Raw genomic sequence first — 20,429 nt, forward strand, 5'->3', positions numbered from 1 at the left:
CTCAAGACGAAGGCGGGGCTCACCGAACCGCGTCCGGATAGATCTGCTCGCGGTGAACTTCGCGGCCGCTCTCATCAATGATGACGACCTCAAGCTCGGGATGGCCCTTCGGCTTCTCCCGGCGTATCCGGTCGGCCAGGTCCTTACCGTGCGCGATGGCGGCCCCGTCGCTGACAAGCTCCAGTCCGGCTCTATCCCGGACGGGCACGCCGTCCTTCATGTCGAAATAATATGTGGGCATGAACTCATTCCCGCGTTCCACACGCAGCTCGGTTGACGTCACCGTCCCGGAAAATGGGAGCAGCCGAAGGGGCGGCCGCAGCGACCTGGAAAGCTACATCATAGTGAGTCTGCGGTGGCAAATCTTGACCCGGATCAACCTGGGAAACCAAGCGGGTCCCCCGAAGCCCCGCCCCTTCTGGCGGTATCATGGCGCTGCCGGCGCCCAGCGCCGTCATGCGGCAACCGGCTCGCCTTCGCCGCTGCGTTTGCCGCGCAATGGCGCAAACTGCTCCGACGTAACCGTTTCGTTTGCGATCAACAGATCAACGCCGGCATCGAGGTCTGCCCGCCTTTGCTGAAGGACGTCGCGGGCACGGCAGTCGCCCTCCTCGATCAGGTTGCGGACGGCGAGATCGATCTCGCGCCCGGTCGCCTCGGCGGCGCCAACGATCTTGTCCTGGGCCGCGCCAAGAAAGGCTTGCGGCTTGGGTGCGTAAGTGCGTTGCCCCACCGTCTCGTCCATGCCGTACTTGGTCACCATCTCGATCGCGACCTCGGTCGCACGCTGAAGATCGTCGGCGGCGCCGGTCGAGATCGCCCCGTCGAAGATCAGACGCTCCGATGCCCGCCCGCCCATCAGCACCGCGATGCGATTCTTCAGCTCCTCGACCGTCAGCAGGAACCTGTCCTCGGTCGGTCGCTGGATGGTGTACCCCAGCGCACCGATTCCGCGCGGGATGATCGAGACCTTCTGCACGGGGTCGACGCCGGGCAGGCTGGCGGCGACGAGGGCATGGCCCATCTCATGATAGGCAACCCTGCGCCGTTCGTCCTTGCTCAGCACCCTGCTCTTCTTCTCGATCCCGGCCACGATCCGCTCGATCGCCGTGACGAAATCGTCGAACGTGACCTCGTCTCCGCTCCGCCTGGTCGCCGCGATTGCGGCTTCGTTGATCAGGTTCGCAAGGTCTGCCCCGGTAAATCCGGTCGTGAGACCCGCCACCTTGTCGAGGTCGACGTCGCTGCTCATGCGGATCTTGTGGGCATGCACTTTCAGGATCGCAACGCGTCCGTTCTTGTCCGGCCGGTCGACCAGGACCTGCCGGTCGAACCGACCTGCACGCAGCAGCGCGGGGTCGAGGATCTCCGGGCGGTTGGTGGCCGCCAGCAGAATGACGCCGGCGCTCGGATCGAAGCCGTCGAGCTCGGACAGCAGCTGGTTGAGGGTCTGCTCCTTCTCGTCGTAGCCGCCAAACGACAGCGGCCCGCGGCTGCGGCCGAGTGCGTCGAGCTCGTCGACGAAGATGATGCATGGTGCGGCCTTGCGGGCCTGCTCGAACAGATCCCGAACCCGCGCCGCGCCGACGCCGACGAACATCTCCACGAATTCCGAGCCGGAGATCGAGAAGAACGGGACGCCGGCCTCCCCCGCCACCGCGCGGGCCAGCAGGGTCTTTCCCGTTCCCGGCGGTCCGACCAGCAGGATACCCTTGGGGACGTGCGCGCCCAAGCGACCATAGCTCTTGGGATCCCTGAGGAACGACACCACTTCCTGGAGCTCGAACTTCGCTTCGTCCACGCCGGCGACGTCCGCGAAGGTGACCTTGATGTCTTTCTCGACGTAAACCTTCGCGCGGGACTTGCCGATCGCCATCAGCCCGCCCAGGCCCTGGCCGCCGCCCATGGAGCGGCCGATCCAGAGCCAGATCACGAAGAAAGCGATGACCGGAAAAATCCAGGACAGCAAGGTCTGCAACGCGCCGCCGCCGGGGACGCCGGTCACGCTGGCGCCCTTTGCCGCGAGCTTCTCGGCCAGGGCCATATCGACCCGCGCGGTCACGAAGGCGGACTTGCCGCTCGGGAGCGGCTCTTTCAATTTGCCTTGAATCGTATCCGGGCCGACGGACACCTCGGCGATCTTGTCCTGGGCGAGCAGCTGCTCGAATTGGCTGTAGGGAATGGTTTCGATCGTATTGTAGGTCGACAGGCCGAATTGCAGCATGGCGAGCAGCATGCCGCCCGCCAGGATGGCGGCCATTGCGATGCCCTGCTTCCGTGAAACTCGATCGGACTCCACCCTGCTTCTCCCATCGCCGTCGACTGCAGTGCAAACGGTAACGGAGAGCGGCGGCTGCCGCTTGATTCAGCTCAACGTCGGGGGGAGTCCAGCAGCCACATCCTTGCATTTCCCGTTGATCGCGGCCGTGACCGGCGAGCCGGTGGCGTCCGGCACGGACGCCTGAGCGCTCATTCCTGCAGCGCTTCCTCCCGCCGCGACCGGATCGTCGGCAGCATGATCAGGACGATCGCGATCGCGGCTGCGGCCAGCAGGCCTGCGGACAATGGCGAGGTCAGGAACACGGTGGCGTCGCCGCGCGACAGCACCATGGCGCGACGGAAGTTCTCCTCGATCGCGGGCCCGAGCACGAGACCCAGCAGCAGCGGCGCGGCCGGCAGGTTCAGCTTGATCAGCACATAGCCGAACACACAGAACAGGGCCGCCTCGTAGACTTCGAACGTCCCGCGGTTGATCGAATAGACCCCGATCGAGCAGAACACCATGATTGCCGGGAACAGATAGCGATAGGGAATGGTGAGGAGCTTCACCCACAAGCCGACCAGCGGCAAGTTGAGGATCAGCAACATCAGATTGCCGACCCACATCGAGACGATCAGGCCCCAGAACAGCGTCGGGTTCTTGGTCATGACCTCCGGACCTGGCTGGATGTTGTGGATGTTCATGGCTCCGACCATCAGCGCCATCACGACATTGGACGGCACGCCGAGCGTCAGCAGCGGAATGAAGGAGGTCTGGGCCCCCGCGTTGTTGGCCGATTCCGGACCGGCGACGCCTTCGATCGCGCCCTTGCCGAACTGCTCGGGATGCTGCGACAGCTTCTTCTCCAGCGTGTAGGAGGCAAACGACGACAGTACCGCGCCGCCGCCGGGCAGCACGCCGAGCAAGGTGCCGAGCGCGGTGCCGCGCAGCATCGCGGGGATCATGCGCCGGAAATCCTCGCGGGTCGGAAACAGATTGGCGATCTTTTGCGTCACCAGCGACAGCTTGTCGTCCTGCTCGAGGTTCTTGACGATCTCGGCAAAGCCAAAGATGCCCATCGCCAGCGGCACGAAATCGAGGCCGTCGAACAGCTGCGGGATGCCGAAGGCGAAACGCTGCGTGCCAGAGTTGAGATCGGTCCCGACGAGGCTGAGCAGCATGCCGAGCACGACCATCCCGATGCCTTCGATGAACGGCCCACTGGACAGCACCGACGCCAGGATCAGGCCGAGGATCATCAGGGCGAAGAACTCCTTCGGGCCGAACAGCAGCGCCGCCGTAGTCAGCGGACCCGCCAGCGCCGCCAACGCCAGCGTCGCCACGCAGCCCGCGAAGAACGATCCGATCGCGGCCGTCGAGAGCGCAACACCCGCGCGGCCCTGTTTCGCCATCTGATAGCCGTCGATCGTGGTGACGACGGAGGAGGACTCGCCGGGCAGATTGACCACGATGGCCGTGGTCGAGCCGCCATATTGCGCGCCGTAATAGATGCCGGCGAGCATGATCAGCGCCGAATCCGGCTGCAGCGCGTAGGTGATGGGCAGCAGCATCGCGATGGTCGCGAGCGGACCAAGGCCCGGCAGCACGCCGATCAGGGTGCCGAGCAGGCAACCGAAGAACGCATAGAGCAGATTGGCCGGCTGGGCCGCGGTGGAAAATCCGATCGCCAGATTGTGGAACAGATCCATCGAATCGAACCTTCAATTGAACGGCGCGGGCCAGACCGGCAATTGCAGGCTGAGGCCGTAGACGAACACGACGAGGCACAGCGCGATCAGGATGGCCGCGTTGGCCAGCGCGCCGGTCCAGGTGAATTCAGCACTGGCCTTGCTCGAGACCACGATCAGCACGAACAGCGCGCCGACGAGACCGAGCGGAAACAACAGGAGTGCAAACAGGGCCACGGAGCCGGTGACCCAGGCGAGGCCCTTCATGTCCCAACGCCGCAGCAGCTGCCGCTCTGCCGTCGGCCTCACCGCCCCCGCCATGACGGCAAGTCCGATGGCGGCCAGCACGATGGCCAGCAGCCGCGGAAAATATCCCGGCCCCATCCGCGCCGCCGTCCCGGCCGGGTAATTGAGCGCCGTGACAAAGAAGAACGCCGCAAAGGCAAGAAACAACACGCCCGAAACAAAGGCGCGTTGATTCCGGATCGTTGGCCCAGTCATCCTCGTTGCCCCCCTGCTGCTATCTCGTGGCTTCGGCGTCCGATGATTCGCCGGGCTGCTCGATTGCATCCATTAGAACGGGCACGCCGATCGCACAGGCATGCACGCCCAGATGCGCCGTCATCTGCAGAACCTGAAGGATCTCGCGCTTGTCGATCCCGAGCCGAAGGGCCCGCCTGACCTGCAGACGAAGACCCTGCGGATTGAGCGCCGTAAAGCATCCATTCAGCGAAAGCGCGATCAGGCAGCGCGATCGTCGGTCGAGGCCGCCAGCCTTATCCCCCATCGTCAGCAGTTCGAGCATCACGGCGAAATAGCCGGGATCGGCCCGTAGCCACAGATCGCAGAATTCCGGCCAATCGCCGAATTGCACGACATAGGCCTCGCGAAGTGCCGTCTGCTGGTTCGAAAGCGGCGCCGGGTCCGCATTCAGCCCGGCCAGCGCAAGCTCCTCGGCAAGAATGCCGACGCCGAGGTTGCAGCCGTCGAGGCCCTGCGCTGTCGCCAAGCGCAGCACATCGACGATCTCCTGCGCGGTTGCGCCCTGCTCGAGCGCCAGCTGCATATGCAGCGCGAGGCCGGAGCGGAACAGATGCGTCGCCGACCCGTCCAGCGCTACATAGATCAGTTCGCACATCTTGCGCGACAGCGGACCGGTCGCCGCCGGATAGCCGCCATAGCGGGCATAGGTATCGAGAAAAGCCGGATCGAGCCGCAGCAGGCCTTCGGTCCACGGCCGCCAATAGCCACGGGCCCGAATGAAAGATTCCTTCAAAGCCTGTTGTTCAGGGCTGAGAGTCATGAGGCGTATCCTCCAATCGCATGATCGGGGCCGGCATGGACACTGAGTCCTCCGTCGACGGCGACGATGCTGCCGGTGACGAAGCTGGCGTCGGGACCGAGCAGGAACGCCGCGGTCTCGGCGATATCCTGCAACGGTACCGCGCGTCCGAGCGGCGTCCGGTTGACGGCGCGCGACGTCGTCCCTTCGATCGGTCCTGCGGCGATCGCATTGACGCGAATGCCGCGGCCGCTCCATTCGCCCGCCAATGTACGCGTCAGCATCGCCACGGCGGCGGCGCTGCTCGCAGCTTCGACGTCGTCGCCGAGGGCGACCTCGCCGCCGACCGATGTCAGGTTGAGCAGCGCGCCAAAGCCTTGCTGCCGCAGGACGGGCCCGACCGCCTTTGCGACGCGCACCGCTCCCGTCAAATGGGCGGTCAGCGCACTTGAACCGGCGGTCGGACCGGCCGCGATGACGCGATCTGCGCCAACGGCATTCGCCGCGCCATCGATGCGACCGAAGCGACGCGCGATCCATTCGGCCGCCTCCGCGATGGCGCGCTCGTCCGACATATCGAGCGGAAACGCATGGCATCCGTCCACCGCGGCAGCAAGCGTCGCCAGTTGCCCAGCGTCGGCATCGAGCGCCACGACCGTCGCTTCCTCGCTCGAGAGCCGCCGAACGATGGCGCGGCCGATCGAATTGCAGGCGCCAAACACGGCATAGGTCGGCCGCCCGGCGGGCGCCGCCGTGCCGCCGGGTTCACCCGCAGGCCCGGGACCGCCGAGCAACGATCCGCCATCAACGAGAAACGTGGAACCGGTGATGGAGGACACACGAGGCGAGGCCAGAAACGCGATCGCCGCGGCGATCTCCTCCGGCGCCGCCATCCGGCCGAGCGGAATGCGGCGGGCGACGGCGGCCGGGTCGATGCGGCCGCGCACGATCAGCGCCTCGACGAGTTCGGTGCGCGTATAGCCCGGAGCGACGGCGTTGACCCTGATGCCGTCGCGTGCCCAGGCGCAGGCATGATGCCGCGTCATCGCGAGCACGCCCGCCTTGGAGGCGCTGTATCCGTTGCGAAACGGCACCGGCCGCAGCGCCGCCCCCGACGCCACGTTCACGATGGCGCCGCCACCGGCGCGCCGCATCACCGCGGCCGCGTGCTCCGCCGCGACCAGGCTGCCGCGCAAGTTCACCGCCACGAGGTGTTCGAAGGTGGACACCGGCTGATCGACCACACCAAGCCCGTCCGTGTCGGTGCGGCCCGCATTGTTGACGAGCACGTCAAGGCCGCCGAAGCGGCTGACGCAATGCTGCACCATCTCGGCCACCTGCTCGGCCTGCGCCATGTCGACGCCGAAGCAGCCATGCGCAGCACCAAGCTCGCCGGCGCGGCATGCCGCCTTCCCGGCGTCGATGTCGGCGATCAGGACCCGCGCGCCCGCGGCCGCAAAGCGCCGTGCGGCCGCCCAGCCGATTCCGGCAGCCGCCCCGGTCACGAGGACGACACGTCCGTCCAGTTCCGCCTGCCGCTTCGCGCCTGTCACGATCCGTCCCCGCGATACGCCGGTGTCAGGCAATGTTGGTGAGCACGATCCCGCCGTCGACCGTCAGCACCTGCGCCGAGATGAAGCCGCTGTCGTCGCCGGCCAGGAATGCGATCGCCCTGGCGATGTCATCGACCGTGCCGAGCCGCCCGAGCGGCGTGCGCGCGATCCGCCGGGCGTCGAGCTCGGCATTGCGGTTGCGCATCGTGCCTTCGGTCGGGATCGCCGACGGCGCCACGGCGTTCACCCTGATCCTGCGCTCGCCGAGCTCGGCGGCGGCGGCTCGCGTGATGCCCATCACGCCGGCCTTGATGCCGCTATAGACGATGCTGTTCTTGGCCGAGATCAATCCGGCAACGGAGGCAACGTTGACGATCGCGCCGCCACGCTCGGCATCCATCACCTCGGCCGCCGCCTGAATGCCCCAGATGATCGCCTTGAAGCCGATATTGAGCATGCGGTCCACGGTCTCGGGCGCGATGTCGGCCAGCGACTGGTAGCGGACCCAGGCCGCATTGTTGACGAGCACGTCGAGCCGGCCTTGCCGCTCCGCAAGGCCGAGAACCGCCGTGCGCATTCCATCGCGGCTCGAGACGTCCTGCGTGATAGCGACCGCCTCGCCGCCGGCGGCCTTGATCGCGTCGACCGTCCCGGCGACGAACTCCGGCTTGAGGTCGTTGACGCCGATGATGGCGCCGCGCGAGGCCAGCAGCAATGCGGTCGCGCGTCCAATCCCGTTGCCGGCGCCGGTGATGAAGGCAACACGGCCTGCGAGCGGCTTGTCCTTGGCATCAATCATTGTGGTTTCCCTTCCCTATCCCGGCATCGCGTCGTCGGACGCCGGAGCGATTGCGCTGATGTAACGCCGGCCGAGATCGGCCATGACGACGCTGGCCTCGCCTTGCGCCTGCAGGGCGCGGACACGGCGCAGGTGCCGATGCACCGGCACATCCCAGGTAAATCCCATGCCACCGTGGATCTGCAGCGCGCCTTCGCTGATCGCGCAGCCATAGGTTCCCGCGGCGAGAAACACGGCATCGCGTGCGAGCGCCCCGGCCCCATCGCCGACGCTGCGTGTGATCGCATGCCTGATGCCCTCCAGGGCGAGCTTCTGCCGCGCCAGTGCGTGCCGTATCGCCTGGTTGTAGGACAGCGCGCGGCCGAACTGCCGTCGCGTCGAGGCGTGTTCCTGAGCCAGCGCAACGCAGGTCTCGGCCGAGCCGAGGATCGCCGCGGCGCGCAGCACGTTGGCGTCGGAGCAGAGGCCGCTCCAGCTGCCCTCCGCCAGCACGTTTCCGGCCGGTATGGTGACGCCGTGCAAGCGCACGCTCTGCTCTGGCACCGTCAGATCCAGGCCGGCGGCTTTTTCAACAGTGAGACCCTCGCTGTCGGTCGGAACCAACGCCGCTGCATCGGCACCGACGCGAACCAGGAGATGGTCGACGTCGCCCGCGCACGCCGCGCGGGCCACGGCGCCATCGAGCACAACCGTGTCCGCCTCACGCTCGGCGCTCACGCTGCCCTGCCAGGCGATCGTCGCCAGCATCTCGCCGGTCACGACCGCTTCCGCCGCGCCCGGGTGCGATTGCTGCAGCGCGCGGCCGAGCAGCAGGGCCTCCATCAGAGGGAAGCCGAGCAGGCCCGAGCCGGCCGCAGCCACCACCGGAACCGCAAATGCCAGCGGCAGCTCCAACCCGCCAACGTCCTGCGACGCGATCACCCCGAGCAACCCGTCATTGGCGAGATGCTTCGCCTGCTGCCGCAGGCTCAAGCTCGCGCAATCCGCCACCGCCCGCGCCGCGGTCACCGCGAACTCGTTCGGATGCAATCCGTCGCCGGACAATGTCGTCATCACTTGCCTTTCGAAAGCTGCAGGATCCTGTCGGCGATGATGCCAAGCTGAATTTCGGTGGTGCCGGCGTAGATGGTTTCGGCGCGCGCCTGCAGATAGATCGCCTCGAAGCGACGACGGGCGATCTGGACGGCGGGAAGTTGCGGCACCGACGCCTGCGCCAGCAGCTCGAGCGCGAGCGCGGCAAAGCGTTGATGCGCCTCGCTCCAATGCAGCTTCGCCAAGCTGCCCCGCGCGCCGATCCGGTCACCATTGACCAGCGCATCCACGGCAGTCTCGACATGGGCTTTCAGCACCTCGATGTCGACCAGGACCTCGCCGAGCTTGACCTCGTAGTGGCGGTTCGCCACCAATTGGGCCAGCACCGGGTCGGCCTTGCAGGCGGAGATCAGATGGCGAAGCTCGTTCTCGAAGCGCCAGGCCCGATACATGCGGTTGGTGGCACGCTCGATCTCGAGCACCCGGATCGCGGCATTCCAGCCCTCATCCGGCGCGCCCAGCGCGTCGGATTGCAGCACCTCGACGTCGTCGAAGAAGACCTCACAGAAGCTCTCGCGCCCGTCGATCGACTTGATCGGCCGCACCCGAACGCCCTTGGCGTCGAGCCGCACCGCGAACATCGCCAGGCCGCGGTGCCGGTCTTCCAGCGGTCCGGTCCGCGCCAGCACGAGGCAGCGCTGGGCACGATAGGCGCCGCTGGTCCAGATCTTCTGACCGTTGATCCGCCAGATATCGCCGTCACGGACGGCGCGCGTCCGCAGGCCCGCAAGGTCGGAGCCGGCCTCGGGCTCGGAAAATCCCTGGCACCAGATATCGCGCATCTCCAGGATGGCGGGCAGGAAGCGGTGCTTCTGCTCCTCGGTCCCGACGGCGAGAATGATCGGCCCCGCCAGCTCCTTGCCGATCGAATTGACGCTTTCGGGCATCGCGAGCGTGCCGATCTCCTGATTGGCGATCAGGTGCTCGCGAAGCGTGCGGCCGTGGCCGCCATAGACCTTCGGCCAAGTGATCCCGGCAAGGCCGGCGCGATACATCGCCGCTTCCCAGGCGATCGACTGGGCGAGGCTCGGTGAGGCAAACGCCGCATTGTCGCTGCGGAAGCTCGCCGGCAGATTGGCGCGCAGCCAGCGGCGCATCGCCGCCCGATAGGCCTCGCCGGACAGCTTGTCCGCTGTGGCTGTTTCCGGCGCCTCGGTTTCAATGACTGTCATCGTTGATGTCTCGCTCTGGCCCACCTTCGGGAGCTTTGTCGGATCACTGCGTCTTGAGCAGATCGCATGTACTCTCCGAGGCCGGACGCCAGGCATCCTCGGCCGCGATGGTCCCCGTGATCTCGTAATAGTCGAAGGTGTATTTCGACTCGGCGGGCGTCTTGATGCGGGCGACGTAGAGCGGGCGCATCACCTGCCCGTCGGCGCGGATGCCGACATCCTTCATCTCGAAATCGTTGATCGGCGTCTTCTTCATCTGCTTCACCACGGCCTCGCCATCGTCGGTTGCGGTTGCCGCGACCGCCTTAAGGTAGTGCGTGACGGCGCTGTAGGTGGCGGATTTGGCCTCGTTCAAGATCTGGCCGCCGGAGGCCTCGGTGAAGCGCCTGGCGAAGGCACGCGTTTCCGGCGTCATGTCCCAGTAGAACGGCGTCGTCAGGCGCACGTTCTGCAGGTCGCGCAGGCCGATGCCGTGGGTCTGGCTGATCATCAGGCCGAGCGGCACCAGCAATTGCTTCTGCGACAGGCCGAATTCCTGCGCCTGCTTGATGGCGTTGCCGAAGTCGGAGCCGGAATTGGCGAGCGCGATCGCCTTGGCACCGCTGGCCTGCGCGGTCAGCAGAAACGAAGAGAAGTCCGACGTGTTGAGCGGATGCAGCACCGATCCAAGCACCTTGCCGCCGCCGGCGTTGATGAAGTTGGTTGCGTCCGCCTGCCAGCCCTTGCCAAACGCGTAGTCGACAGTCAGGAAGAACCAGGTGTTAACGCCCTGCGCCAGCAGCGCCTTCACCGTGGCCTTCGGCTGCGCATAGGTATCCACCATCCATTGCGTCGTCATGGGCGAGCATTTGTCGTTGGTGAAGAACGAGCCCGCCGTGCCCGCCAGCATGTAGGGCTTCTTGCGGGCCTTCATGATGTCCTGCACGCCGAGCGCGATCGACGAGGCCGAGCAGCCCACGATGGCATCGACGCCCTCATTGTCGAGCCAGCGCAGCGCGACGGCCACGCCGACGTCGGGCTTGTTCTGGTCATCGGCGATGACCAGCTCGATCTTCTTGCCATTGACCGCGCCGCCGACATCGGCGACCGCGAGCCTCGCCGAGGCCACCGCGCCAGGCCCGCAATTGTCGGCATAGGGACCGTTCTGGTCGTTCATGATGCCGATCTTGATCACGTCGCCGGACACCTGCGCGCGCAACGGCGTCACCAGAAGCAGCAGCGCGCCCAGCATCGCCGCGAGGTTGAGAAGACAGGTATTGAGCTTCGTCACGCGTTCCTCCAGCAATCGTTGGGTCAGCTAGTGGTCGATGTCTTAGCGATGTTGTGCTGCTGCGCCGGAGCGCGGAATCAGCAGCGCATCGAGCGCGACAGCGCCCTCGCCGTCCGCCTTCAGCAGCAGCGGGTTGATGTCGATCTCTGCAACCGTATCCGCATGCGCGACGGCAAACCGCGACAGCGCGGCAATCGCGCGCGCCGCGGCCTCGATGTCAGCAGGCCGCCGCCCGCGCGCGCCGTTGAGCACCGCGAATGCCTTCAGCGATCTCAGCATCGCCATCGCCTGTGTCTCGCTCACAGGCGCCAGCTGCACCGCCGTGTCCTGGACGATCTCGGCGAAGATGCCGCCGAGGCCGACCATCACCACCGGCCCGAACACTGGATCGATCCGGCTGCCGAGGATTAGCTCGGACAAGCCTTGCGCCATCGGAGCCACGATGACGCCATCGATCGCAGCATGCGGCGACTTGTCGGAGACACGCGCCAGCATCTGGGCATGGGCCTGCCGCAGCTCGGCTTCGGAGCGCAGATTGACGGCGACGCCGCCGACCTCCGTCTTGTGCGGCAGGTCAGGCGAGGCGATCTTGAGCACCACCGGAAAACCGATCTCGCGCGCCGCCCGTGCCGCTGCATCGGCGTCCGACACGAGGCGCTCGGCAAGAACGGGGATGCCGGCCTGCGCAAGCGCGCGTTTGGCGCCGAGTTCATGACGGAAGGCATCGGCGGCAAGCGGCGCGGCCTTGGCGACGGCAGGCTGGCTCGCCTGCTTCGGCGCCGTCGCCAAGGCGTGCAAACGCGCCAGCGCCGCGACGATGGCGCAGCAGCCGTCAAAGCTCGGGATAGTCGGATAGCCCATGGCATGCAGCTCCGCGAGCGCATCCGGCGGACCCTCCACGCAGAGAATGACGGGGCGGTCGGGATACTGCACCCGGATGTTGCGCAAAGTATCCATGTAGACCGTGCGCAATCGCGGCATGTGCAGCGAGAACGGCAGCGGCAGCACGATGACGTCGGAGCGATCGTCGGCCACGACCGCCGACAGAATCTTCTGCAGCATATCGGGGCGGCTCGACATCTGTGCGGTGGCGTCGACCGGATTGCGTGCCGAGGCGAACGGCACGAGCTCGAGGATGGCCTTCTGCGTCGCTTCGCTCAGCTCCGGCAAGGTCAGCCCGACCGCCTGCGCCGCGTCGGCGAGCAGGACGCCAAAGCCGCCTGAGGCCGTGACGACCGCAAGACGCGGCCCCTTCGGGAGACGATCCGGCAACAGGATGGACGCCGCATGGCCGAGATCGATCAGCTCCACGATGCTGCGCACACGCACGGCGCCGCAACGCGCGAGCAGCGCATCGAAGACGGCATCCGAACCGGCCATCGCACCGGTATGGGACGCGGCCGCGGCCTGCCCTGCCTCCGATGTCCCGACCTTCAGCGCGATGACCGGCTTTCCGGCATCGCGCGCCTCGGTCAGTGCAGCAATCAGCCGACCGGCATCGCGGCAGGCTTCGAAGCAGCACAGGATGACCTTGGTGGCCGCATCGCGGGCCAGCCAGGCGATGCCATCGGCAATGTCGATGTCGCACTCGTTGCCGGTGGTCATGAAACGGCTGATGCGGGCGCCGCGATCGCTCGCCATCCGCATGGTGTAGCTGCCGAGATTGCCGCTTTGCGACACGATGCCGAGCGAGCCCGCCTTCGGCATGCTGTGCTCGAGCACGATCGAGAAGGTGGCGATCGCGCTTTCGGGAATGCTGACCGCGCCGAGGCAATTCGGCCCGAGCAACCGCATGCCGGTGCGGCGCGCGGTCATACGCAACCGATCCTGCGCCGCGCGGCCCTGCTCCCCCAGCTCGGCAAAGCCGGACGAAAAGACGACGACGCTGCGTACGCCACGCTCGGCGCATTGCTCGATCGCTTCGGGCGCGCGCTCCGCATCGACGGCGACGATCGCAAGATCCGGCGCCTCGGGCAGCGCCGCCACCGACGCATAGGCCTGCAGCCCCTGCACCAGCTCCGCCTTCGGATTGACCGGGTAGATCTTGCCTGCATAGCCGTAGCGGCGCAGCAGGTCGACCGGCCGGCCGCCAATCTTGGTCGCATCCTGCGATGCGCCGATGATCGCGATCGAGCGCGGCAGCATCAGCGCGTCGAGCCCCTCTCCCGGCCGCACGATCAGCGACCCTTGAACACCGGCGCGCGCTTCTCCAGGAACGCCATACGCGCTTCCTTGGCGTCCTCGGTCTTGGACAGCGCCATCGTGATGTTCTGCTCGAAGCGATAGGCGTCGCGCGGCGGCATCAGCTCGACCATGTTGGCCGCGTTTTTGGCGTATTCCATCGCGATCGGGCTCTTCGCTGCGATCTCGCGCGCGACCTTCATCGCTTCGGGAATGAGATCTGCGCTGCTGGTGCAGGCCTCGATGATGCCGAGGCGATAGAGTTCGGCCGCCGGCACCCGGTAACCCGTGAAGAACATGCGGCGCATCAGCGAGCGGCCAAACAGCGTGTTGAGCATTGCCGCCCCGCCCGCCAGCCCGACATTGATCTCGGGCATGCCGAATACAGCCTCTTCCGAGGCGTAGAAGATGTCACAGGACGCCATCAGGCCGACGCCGGCGCCGAGCGCGACGCCGTTGATCGCCGCGATGACCGGCTTGGAGCATTCGCGGATGCAGTTGCCGGTCTCGCGGGTGATGCGGTTGTGATCATGAAACGCGCCGATCTTGGCCGGGTCCGGACGATCCTTCAGATCGGCGCCGCTGCAGAACACCTTGCCGTTGCCGGTGAGGATTGCGACGCGGACATCGGCGCGCTCCGAGATCTCGTCGAACACGGCGACGATGCGGTCGCGCATCGCACGATTGAGCGCGTTCACCGGAGGACGGTTCAGCGTCACCATGGCGATGTGGTCGGACACTTCGAGGGTGACGATATCTCCTGACATGATTTCCTCCTGAGCTTCGCTGCGTCTTGCTGGCGTTTGTTGATGGCCTGACCGATCGGTCAGTTTCGTGTGCCGATAACACCAATCGCAGCGACTTGCAATATCCTGCCGAAGTCCTCTTGACCGACCGATCGGTCAGCCGATAGATTTCCGCGCAATCAAAGAAGCGAAACTCGAGGAGGAACCGCATGCAAAGGATCAGCCGACGCCGGGTGACAAGTCTGATCGCCGGCGCTCTCGCCGCCCCGCTCGCCCGGCCCGCAATCGTGAGCGCGCGCTCGTCGCAGACGGTCTTCATCATCGTGCCCTATGCGCCGGGCGGCTCGATCGACGGCCTGATGCGCACGATCGCCAAGGCAATGTCCGAGGCGCTCGATCAGCCCGTCCTGGTCGACAACAAGCCGGGCGCCAACGGCATCGTCGGCGCGCAATATGTGGCGCGCGCTGCGAAGGACGGCACCGTCCTGCTGGCCGGCGGCACCGGCCCGATCTCGCTGAACGTGCTGCTGCGCAAGAACTTGCCTTACAAGCTCGAGGACTTCGCGTCCGTCGCCATGCTCTGCAACGGGCCGCTGTCGTTGACCGTGAACGCGAAGACCCCTGCCACCGACGTGAAGAGCTTCGTCGCCTATGCCAAGAGCCGCGACAAGCCGCTGTTCTACGCCACGCTCGGTCCCGGCAGCGTCTCGCACCTGTTCGGCATCATGATGGGCAAGTCGATGGGATTTGACCTCACCGACGTTGCCTATCGCAACAATCCGGCATCCCTGATGGAAACGCTGTCGGGGCAATGCGATCTCAATTTCGCAACGCCCGCCGCCGTCATCGAGCACTTGCGCGGTGGCCAGCTTCGCATGCTCGCAGTCTCCTCGGAAAAGCGCATGCCGAACCTCCCCGAAATACCGACCCTGGCGGAATCCGGCTATCCCGACCTGACGGCATCGTTCTGGACCGCGCTGCACGCGCCCGCGGGCACGCCGCGCGATGCCATCATGCGACTGAACGCGGCGGCGAACGCTGCGATGCAGAAGCCCGAGATCGCAAAACAGCTCGATATCGACGGCCTGATCGTCGATACCGGCGCTCCGGAGCGGCTCGATGCGCAGCTGGCCAAGGACGCGGCGCACTGGGGACCGGTGATCAAGTCGAAAAACATCGTTCTGGAATGAGGCGCGGCGTACGGGCTGGCCGGCCGGTCAGCGGGTTTTCCGCCGGCCGACCCGCGGCGGCTCTGTTCGGGGAAGCTCGATCAACTCGCCGCTGCGCAAGCCATTGAACAGCATGTCGAAGAAGACCTCCGCGATCTGCTCGGGGGTTGCGGACTTGTTGGGATTGTACCAGCGATGCATCCAGTTGAGCGAGGACAGGATCAGCCGGCCGGTCATGGGAACATCGACCTTGCGGATCTCACCGGCATCGATGGCTTCCTGGATCAGGCCGCGGAGAAAATTCTCGAAACGGTCGCGGCGCGTCAGCCGCTCCTTTTGCCTGTGACGGTCCGGATCGTTCCAGAACGCCGTCGTCGAGGCGATCCAGGCCCAACGGTAGCGGCGGAAGTATTCGGCCGTTGCGACCATGAAGGCACGGATCTTCTGCGACGGCGGCCCGTCGGGAATCCGGTCGCGCACGAACAAGTACAGTTCGAGCGTCGAACCAACCGCGACGCGCGCGTAGATCTCGTCCTTGTTGGAGAAATGATGATAGAGCAGCGACTTGGAGATGCCGCAGGCGAGCGCGATGTCCCGCATCGACGTGCCCTCAAATCCCTTGCTGGCGAACAGCCGCGCGGCCTCGGCGAGGATCTGAAGCACGCGATCCGAGGCTTCGGCCTGGTTCGCAACGCCGTCTTTCATCGTCGACAGTTCCGACATGCGCTCCGCAATCCGCTCGTCGGCCCGAGAGCCCTTGGAATGAAACTAGTTTTTCACCGACCGATCGGTCAAGCCCGGCGAGGAGGATGCACGCAGCCGTGAGCGCAGTCCGGATCAGGCGCATCGGCACGACGAAGGATCGGCTCGGCGAGAGCCCGGTCTGGGACGATTATCGCCAGCGCCTCTGCTGGATTGATGCGCTGGCCGGCACGATCCATACGGTCGATCCCGTTACCGGCGCGGCCCGGCGGTTCAGTGTGCCCGCACCGATCGGCTCTCTGGCCCTGCGCAAGGACGGCGGCGCGGTCCTCGCCCTGCGCGAGAGCTTTGCGGCTTACGATTTCGATACGCAGGCGCTGACGCAAGGTCCCTCGATCGGGCTCGATCATCCCAAGCTGCGGCTGAACGACGGCAAGGCCGATCCGCAGGGACGTTTCGTGGCAGGCACGATGCACGGCGACCGCGCGCCGGATGAGGCGCCGGTCGGCGGTCTCTACCGGCTGGATGCGTCAGGCGGATTGGAACTGCTGGAGACGGATCTCGCCGTGAGCAACGGCCCGTGCTTCAGTCCTGATCACCGGACGTTCTACCTCGCGGACAGCGCGAGGCGGATCATCTGGGCCTACGATTACCGCCCGGACGGTCCGCTCCTGAACAAGCGCGTGTTCGTCGACACCACGGCGCTGCAATCCGGCACCGACGGAGCGACGGTCGATGCGGAAGGCCATCTCTGGTCCGTCCTCGTGCGCATCGGCAGGATAGCGCGGTTCGCGCCCGACGGATCGGTCGTCAGGACCATCGACATGCCGGTCCGCCATCCCACCAGTGTCTGCTTCGGCGGACCCGATCTCGACGTTCTCTACGTGACATCGATCTCGCGCAGTCACGCTCTCCGCGACGATCACCCCGATGCCGGCGGCCTGTTCGCGGTCGAAGGCCTCGGCGTTCACGGCCTGCCGGCGCACAGATTCGCCTCGGGCCCGCCGGAGCCGACGATCGCTACGCCCGTTGCCTGATCTGCTTCGGCACGTTCTCGGCCATGTAGTCGAGGAAGACCCTGATCTTCTCCGGCAGATAGCTGCTCTGGAGGAATGTCGCGTAGATGCCTTCGTCGAAGGTGGAGTTCGTCACCCGAAAGCCCGGCAGCAGGCGTATCAGGCGCCCGCTCTTCAGCTCGTCCGCCACGGTGTAATCGTCCAGCAGGGCGATGCCGTGACCATTGACGGCAAGGTCGCACAGTACCACGCCGTTGTTGCTGCTGAGGGAGGAGGGCACGACGATCTCGCGCAGCCTGTTCCTACGCATGAATTTCCAGACGACGTCATCCGGTCCCATCCAATAGGTCAGGCAGTTGTGCGGGGCGATGTCGTCCGGCTCGCGCAGTCGCGGCATCCGGCCGACATAGTCGGGCGAGGCCACGAGAATACGCTCGCTCCGCAGCAGCCGCCGCTGCATCAGGCCGGAATCCTTCGGCGCCTGAATCTGGAAATCGACGTCGAACTCGTCCTCGCGGAGCTGGGCGTGCCGCTCGGACAGGCGCAGCTCCACCTTGAGCTCCGGATAGAGCTTCTGAAAGCCAGGCATCAGCGGCGACAGCACCTTGATGCCGAACAGCGTCCGCGAGTGCACCCGTAGCGTCCCGCGCGGCGCAGTCTGGAGCGAAAGCGCGGCGGCCTCCGCGTCCTCGATGCCGTGCAGCACCTGCTCGGTCCGCTGGAAGAAAATCTTGCCGGCATCGGTCAATCCCAGATGACGCGTGCTGCGGTTCAGGAGCTGCACGCCGAGCTGCGCCTCGAGCTCGCCGATGTAGCGCGACACCGATGCCGGAGAGAGTCCGGCGCGGCGTCCGGCCGCCGAAAAGCTGCCCTCGCGGACGGCGCTGACGAACAATTCCATGGCCTGGAGGCGGTTCATTCGATCTTTTCAGATTTTGCAAAGGACATGCTCAAATTACGCCAATTGTTCGAAAAAACTCAAGGCCCTAGCCTTATGAAAACGCGTCGCAGGAGCGACGAGATAATCTGGTGGAGGAAACAACCGATGGAATTCGGCGTATTCATTCTGGCGCAACAGCGCGGCTATCATCAGACCTCGCAGCAGGTCATCAACAACGCCGTCGAGCAGACGATTGCCGCCGAGCAGGCCGGGTTCGATACGGCCTGGTATGCCGAGCACCATTTCAACAATTACAGCCTGTGCCCTTCGCCGCTGATGATGGTCGCTCACTGCGCCGGCCTGACCAAGCGCATCCGTCTCGGCTCGGCCGTCTGCGTGCTGCCGCTATACCATCCGGCGCGGCTGCTCGGCGAAATCGGCTTTGCCGACACGGTCTCGAACGGCCGTCTCGATCTCGGCATCGGCTCGGGCTACCAGAAGTTCGAGTTCGAGCGCTTCGGTGTGGACCTCGACCATTCGCACGCGCTGTTCGCCGAGTTCTACGACGTGCTTCATGCCGGCATGCGGCAGCAGATCTTCTCCTATTCCGGCGAGCACCTGAAGATGCCGCCGACGGCCATCGCTGTGCGCACGGTGCAGAAGCCGATGCCGCCGGTCTGGGTCACTTCCGGCCACGGTGAGACCCTCGGCCGCGCCATTCGCGACAACCACAATCTGTTCGTCACGGCGCTCCTGAACGGCCTCGACGCCATCAAGGCCCTGCGCGAACGCCTCGAAGGGATCGCTGCGAAGGAAGGCCGCTCCATCGGCGACACGCGCTTCGGCTTCCTGCGCTGCGCCTATGCCAGCGACAATGACAGCGAGATCCAGTCGTATCTGGACAATGCGCGCTTCCAGCGCCGGCTCTCCGAAAGCCTCAAGTTCCGCCGCGCCCAGAGCGACGACGGCTACCTGATCAAGGAAGAGGCCGGACCGAACGACATGAGCCTGGAGACGATGCGCAGCAACCTGCCCGTCGGCAGCGTCAACCAGGTGATCGACCGCATGCTGGAAGAAATCAGCATTCTCAAGCCGAGCCACATCGCGCTCCAGACCCAGCTCGGCGATTTCGACCAGCGCACCATGCTGCGCCAGATCGAGCTGTGGGGCAGCAGGATCATTCCCGCGATCCGGAAGGAGCTGAAATCCGCGACGGCCCGACGCGGCAAGATCGCGGGCGAAGCGGTTTCGGCGTAGCGCAGCGTCCACGCGCAGGGAGCTACGTCATGGGATGTCAGACGGCTCGAATGACCGATTTCCGCTCCGTCGAAGCCGCGGAATTTCGCCTCGCCATGCGCAATCTCGCGAGTGGCGTGGCGATCGTGGCGACGGGACGCAAGACCGCGCGGCGCGGGCTGACGGTAAGCTCCGTCACCTCGCTCTGCATGGAGCCGCCCTGCCTGCTCGTCGGTGTCCATTCGAGTTCCGAAACGCATGGCGAGATCCTCGCCAATGGCCGCTTCGGGGTCAGCCTGCTCGGCCGGGGTCAGGAGGATCTGGCGCTTCGCTTTGCCGGCGGCGTCAAGGGCGTCGAGCGCTTCGCGACGGCGCCTTGGAAGCAAGGCGTGCTCGATGTGCCGCTGCTCGAACCGGCGATCGGCGCCCTGGAGTGCGTGCTGCATCATCACCAATTGGTCGGCACGCACAGTATTTTCATCGGCAGGATCGTTGCGATCCGCGGCGGGAGCGGCGATCCCCTGGTCAATCATCAGGGAGCGCTGCGCGCGTTGCCGCCTGGCGAACCCGATTGCCTCTCGAGCACTGCGAGTAGGACGTCTTGACCAGACCTTCAGAGCGCGATCCTCGGCTCTTCCTCATCGCATCGCGCTTTAGGGCCGCAGATCCATGTCGATCCGAACGAAGTCGCCGCGATAGGTGACTTCGCCGAGATAGATCACGGTACGGTCCGCGGTCGTGAAGATGCGGCGGACTTCGGCCACCGGCGAATTCAGCGGCACGCGCAGCAGCCGCGCCGCCTCGATATCCGCGGTGCCGATCGTCAGGGTCTGGCGCGCGCTGGCGATGGCGGGATCCCTGAGATCGTTGAGGATCGGGATCACGGTCTCGTTGCGAAAACGCTTCGGCGACCTGCGGAAGATCTTCTCGTCGAGATAGATGGAGATGACGCAGTAAGGCTGCTTCTGCCGCGAATGCAGCCGGCGCATGAAGACGTATTTCTCCGCCGGCTTGCCGTCCCCGGGAAGCAGTGGGGCATTGCTGCGGCTTTCCGAGATGTTGATGATCTCGGGCGAGGTGTCGCGGTACATGTCTGCGAGATCGGACAGCGTGGTCTCGACCTTGAGCCAGCGATCCTGCCGCACGGTCCCCGTGACGAAGGTGCCGCGGCCTTGCTGTGCCTCGATCACGCCGTCGCGGGCGAGCAGCTCCACCGCCTGCCTGATCGTGACGCGCGACACACCGAATTCGGCGGCCAGCTCCTCGTTGGCCGGCAGCCGAAAACCTTGGGTCCAGACGCCGCGTGCGATCCGCTGCCGGAAGATGTCGGCGATCTGCGCGTATTTGGGGACGTGACTATCGGAACTCAATTCCATCTCGCCC

The 20,429-nt window shown here is 65.8% G+C and carries 19 protein-coding genes; 4 read left to right on the forward strand and 15 right to left on the reverse strand.

All coding sequences use genetic code 11. The features are described from left to right. Window positions 1-19: 19 nt before the first annotated feature. The 12 genes from WI560_RS23870 to WI560_RS23925 all read right to left on the reverse strand — a co-directional run bounded on the left by WI560_RS23870 (window position 20) and on the right by WI560_RS23925 (window position 14,064). The gene (locus WI560_RS23870) at window positions 20-241 is read right to left on the reverse strand and encodes a hypothetical protein (RefSeq protein ID WP_375305123.1); all 222 of its coding nucleotides are present in this window, start codon (window positions 239-241) and stop codon (window positions 20-22) included. Window positions 242-454: 213 nt separating this feature from the next. Then, the gene (gene ftsH, locus WI560_RS23875; protein ID WP_375305124.1) at window positions 455-2,299 is read right to left on the reverse strand and encodes an ATP-dependent zinc metalloprotease FtsH; all 1,845 of its coding nucleotides are present in this window, start codon (window positions 2,297-2,299) and stop codon (window positions 455-457) included. A gap of 170 nt (window positions 2,300-2,469) precedes the next feature. Beyond that, window positions 2,470-3,969 carry a tripartite tricarboxylate transporter permease gene (locus WI560_RS23880; RefSeq protein ID WP_375305125.1) on the reverse strand — a complete coding sequence of 500 codons (1,500 nt, stop codon included), beginning with the start codon at window positions 3,967-3,969 and terminating at the stop codon, window positions 2,470-2,472. Window positions 3,970-3,981: 12 nt separating this feature from the next. After that, on the reverse strand, window positions 3,982-4,449 hold the full coding sequence (locus WI560_RS23885) for a tripartite tricarboxylate transporter TctB family protein (protein ID WP_375305126.1): 468 nt from the start codon (window positions 4,447-4,449) through the stop codon (window positions 3,982-3,984). 19 nt (window positions 4,450-4,468) lie between these two features. After that, a complete protein-coding gene (locus WI560_RS23890; protein ID WP_375305127.1) occupies window positions 4,469-5,251 on the reverse strand; it encodes a carboxymuconolactone decarboxylase family protein in 783 nt (260 codons plus the stop codon). Next, on the reverse strand, window positions 5,248-6,783 hold the full coding sequence (locus tag WI560_RS23895; RefSeq protein ID WP_375305128.1) for an SDR family oxidoreductase: 1,536 nt from the start codon (window positions 6,781-6,783) through the stop codon (window positions 5,248-5,250). Before WI560_RS23895 ends, WI560_RS23890 begins: the two co-directional genes overlap by 4 nt. 25 nt (window positions 6,784-6,808) lie before the next feature. Next, window positions 6,809-7,582 carry an SDR family NAD(P)-dependent oxidoreductase gene (locus WI560_RS23900; protein WP_375305129.1) on the reverse strand — a complete coding sequence of 258 codons (774 nt, stop codon included), beginning with the start codon at window positions 7,580-7,582 and terminating at the stop codon, window positions 6,809-6,811. A 15-nt stretch (window positions 7,583-7,597) separates the two neighbouring features. Then, complete coding sequence (locus WI560_RS23905) at window positions 7,598-8,635, reverse strand: acyl-CoA dehydrogenase family protein (protein WP_375305130.1); 1,038 nt, start codon at window positions 8,633-8,635, stop codon at window positions 7,598-7,600. After that, entirely contained in the window at window positions 8,635-9,846 is a 1,212-nt protein-coding gene (locus WI560_RS23910) for an acyl-CoA dehydrogenase family protein (RefSeq protein WP_375305131.1), read from the reverse strand. The genes WI560_RS23905 and WI560_RS23910 overlap by 1 nt, the downstream gene beginning before the upstream one ends. Window positions 9,847-9,889: 43 nt before the next feature. Next, a complete protein-coding gene (locus WI560_RS23915) occupies window positions 9,890-11,116 on the reverse strand; it encodes an ABC transporter substrate-binding protein (protein WP_375305132.1) in 1,227 nt (408 codons plus the stop codon). Between the two features lie 42 nt (window positions 11,117-11,158). Further along, window positions 11,159-13,291, reverse strand: a complete 2,133-nt coding sequence (locus WI560_RS23920; protein ID WP_375305133.1) for an acetate--CoA ligase family protein — start codon at window positions 13,289-13,291, stop codon at window positions 11,159-11,161. 2 nt (window positions 13,292-13,293) lie between these two features. Further along, window positions 13,294-14,064, reverse strand: coding sequence for an enoyl-CoA hydratase/isomerase family protein (locus WI560_RS23925; protein WP_375305134.1), 771 nt, complete (start codon window positions 14,062-14,064; stop codon window positions 13,294-13,296). 188 nt (window positions 14,065-14,252) lie between these two features. On the opposite strand from WI560_RS23925, the gene WI560_RS23930 reads away from it, so the two are divergent. Beyond that, complete coding sequence (locus WI560_RS23930; protein WP_375305135.1) at window positions 14,253-15,233, forward strand: tripartite tricarboxylate transporter substrate binding protein; 981 nt, start codon at window positions 14,253-14,255, stop codon at window positions 15,231-15,233. A 27-nt stretch (window positions 15,234-15,260) separates the two neighbouring features. Here WI560_RS23930 and WI560_RS23935 read toward each other — a convergent pair whose 3' ends face one another. Further along, window positions 15,261-15,935: a TetR/AcrR family transcriptional regulator gene (locus tag WI560_RS23935; protein ID WP_375305136.1), complete on the reverse strand. Its 675-nt coding sequence runs from the start codon at window positions 15,933-15,935 to the stop codon at window positions 15,261-15,263. Between the two features lie 98 nt (window positions 15,936-16,033). Between WI560_RS23935 and WI560_RS23940 the strand changes: the two genes are divergently transcribed. Continuing rightward, window positions 16,034-16,951, forward strand: a complete 918-nt coding sequence (locus tag WI560_RS23940) for an SMP-30/gluconolactonase/LRE family protein (protein ID WP_375305137.1) — start codon at window positions 16,034-16,036, stop codon at window positions 16,949-16,951. Here WI560_RS23940 and WI560_RS23945 read toward each other — a convergent pair. Then, window positions 16,935-17,849, reverse strand: coding sequence for a LysR family transcriptional regulator (locus WI560_RS23945; RefSeq protein WP_375305138.1), 915 nt, complete (start codon window positions 17,847-17,849; stop codon window positions 16,935-16,937). The genes WI560_RS23940 and WI560_RS23945 overlap by 17 nt on opposite strands. 126 nt (window positions 17,850-17,975) lie before the next feature. On the opposite strand from WI560_RS23945, the gene WI560_RS23950 reads away from it, so the two are divergent. Both WI560_RS23950 and WI560_RS23955 read left to right on the forward strand, forming a co-directional pair. Then, window positions 17,976-19,067, forward strand: coding sequence for an LLM class flavin-dependent oxidoreductase (locus WI560_RS23950; protein WP_375305139.1), 1,092 nt, complete (start codon window positions 17,976-17,978; stop codon window positions 19,065-19,067). A gap of 50 nt (window positions 19,068-19,117) precedes the next feature. Continuing rightward, complete coding sequence (locus WI560_RS23955; RefSeq protein WP_375305140.1) at window positions 19,118-19,651, forward strand: flavin reductase family protein; 534 nt, start codon at window positions 19,118-19,120, stop codon at window positions 19,649-19,651. Window positions 19,652-19,699: 48 nt separating this feature from the next. Here WI560_RS23955 and WI560_RS23960 read toward each other — a convergent pair whose 3' ends face one another. After that, window positions 19,700-20,422: a GntR family transcriptional regulator gene (locus WI560_RS23960; protein ID WP_257175853.1), complete on the reverse strand. Its 723-nt coding sequence runs from the start codon at window positions 20,420-20,422 to the stop codon at window positions 19,700-19,702. Between the last annotated feature and the right edge of the window lie 7 nt (window positions 20,423-20,429).

The organism is Bradyrhizobium sp. A11, assembly GCF_042077125.1.
In the GTDB taxonomy this organism is placed as follows: Bacteria; Pseudomonadota; Alphaproteobacteria; order Rhizobiales; family Xanthobacteraceae; genus Bradyrhizobium; species Bradyrhizobium japonicum_B.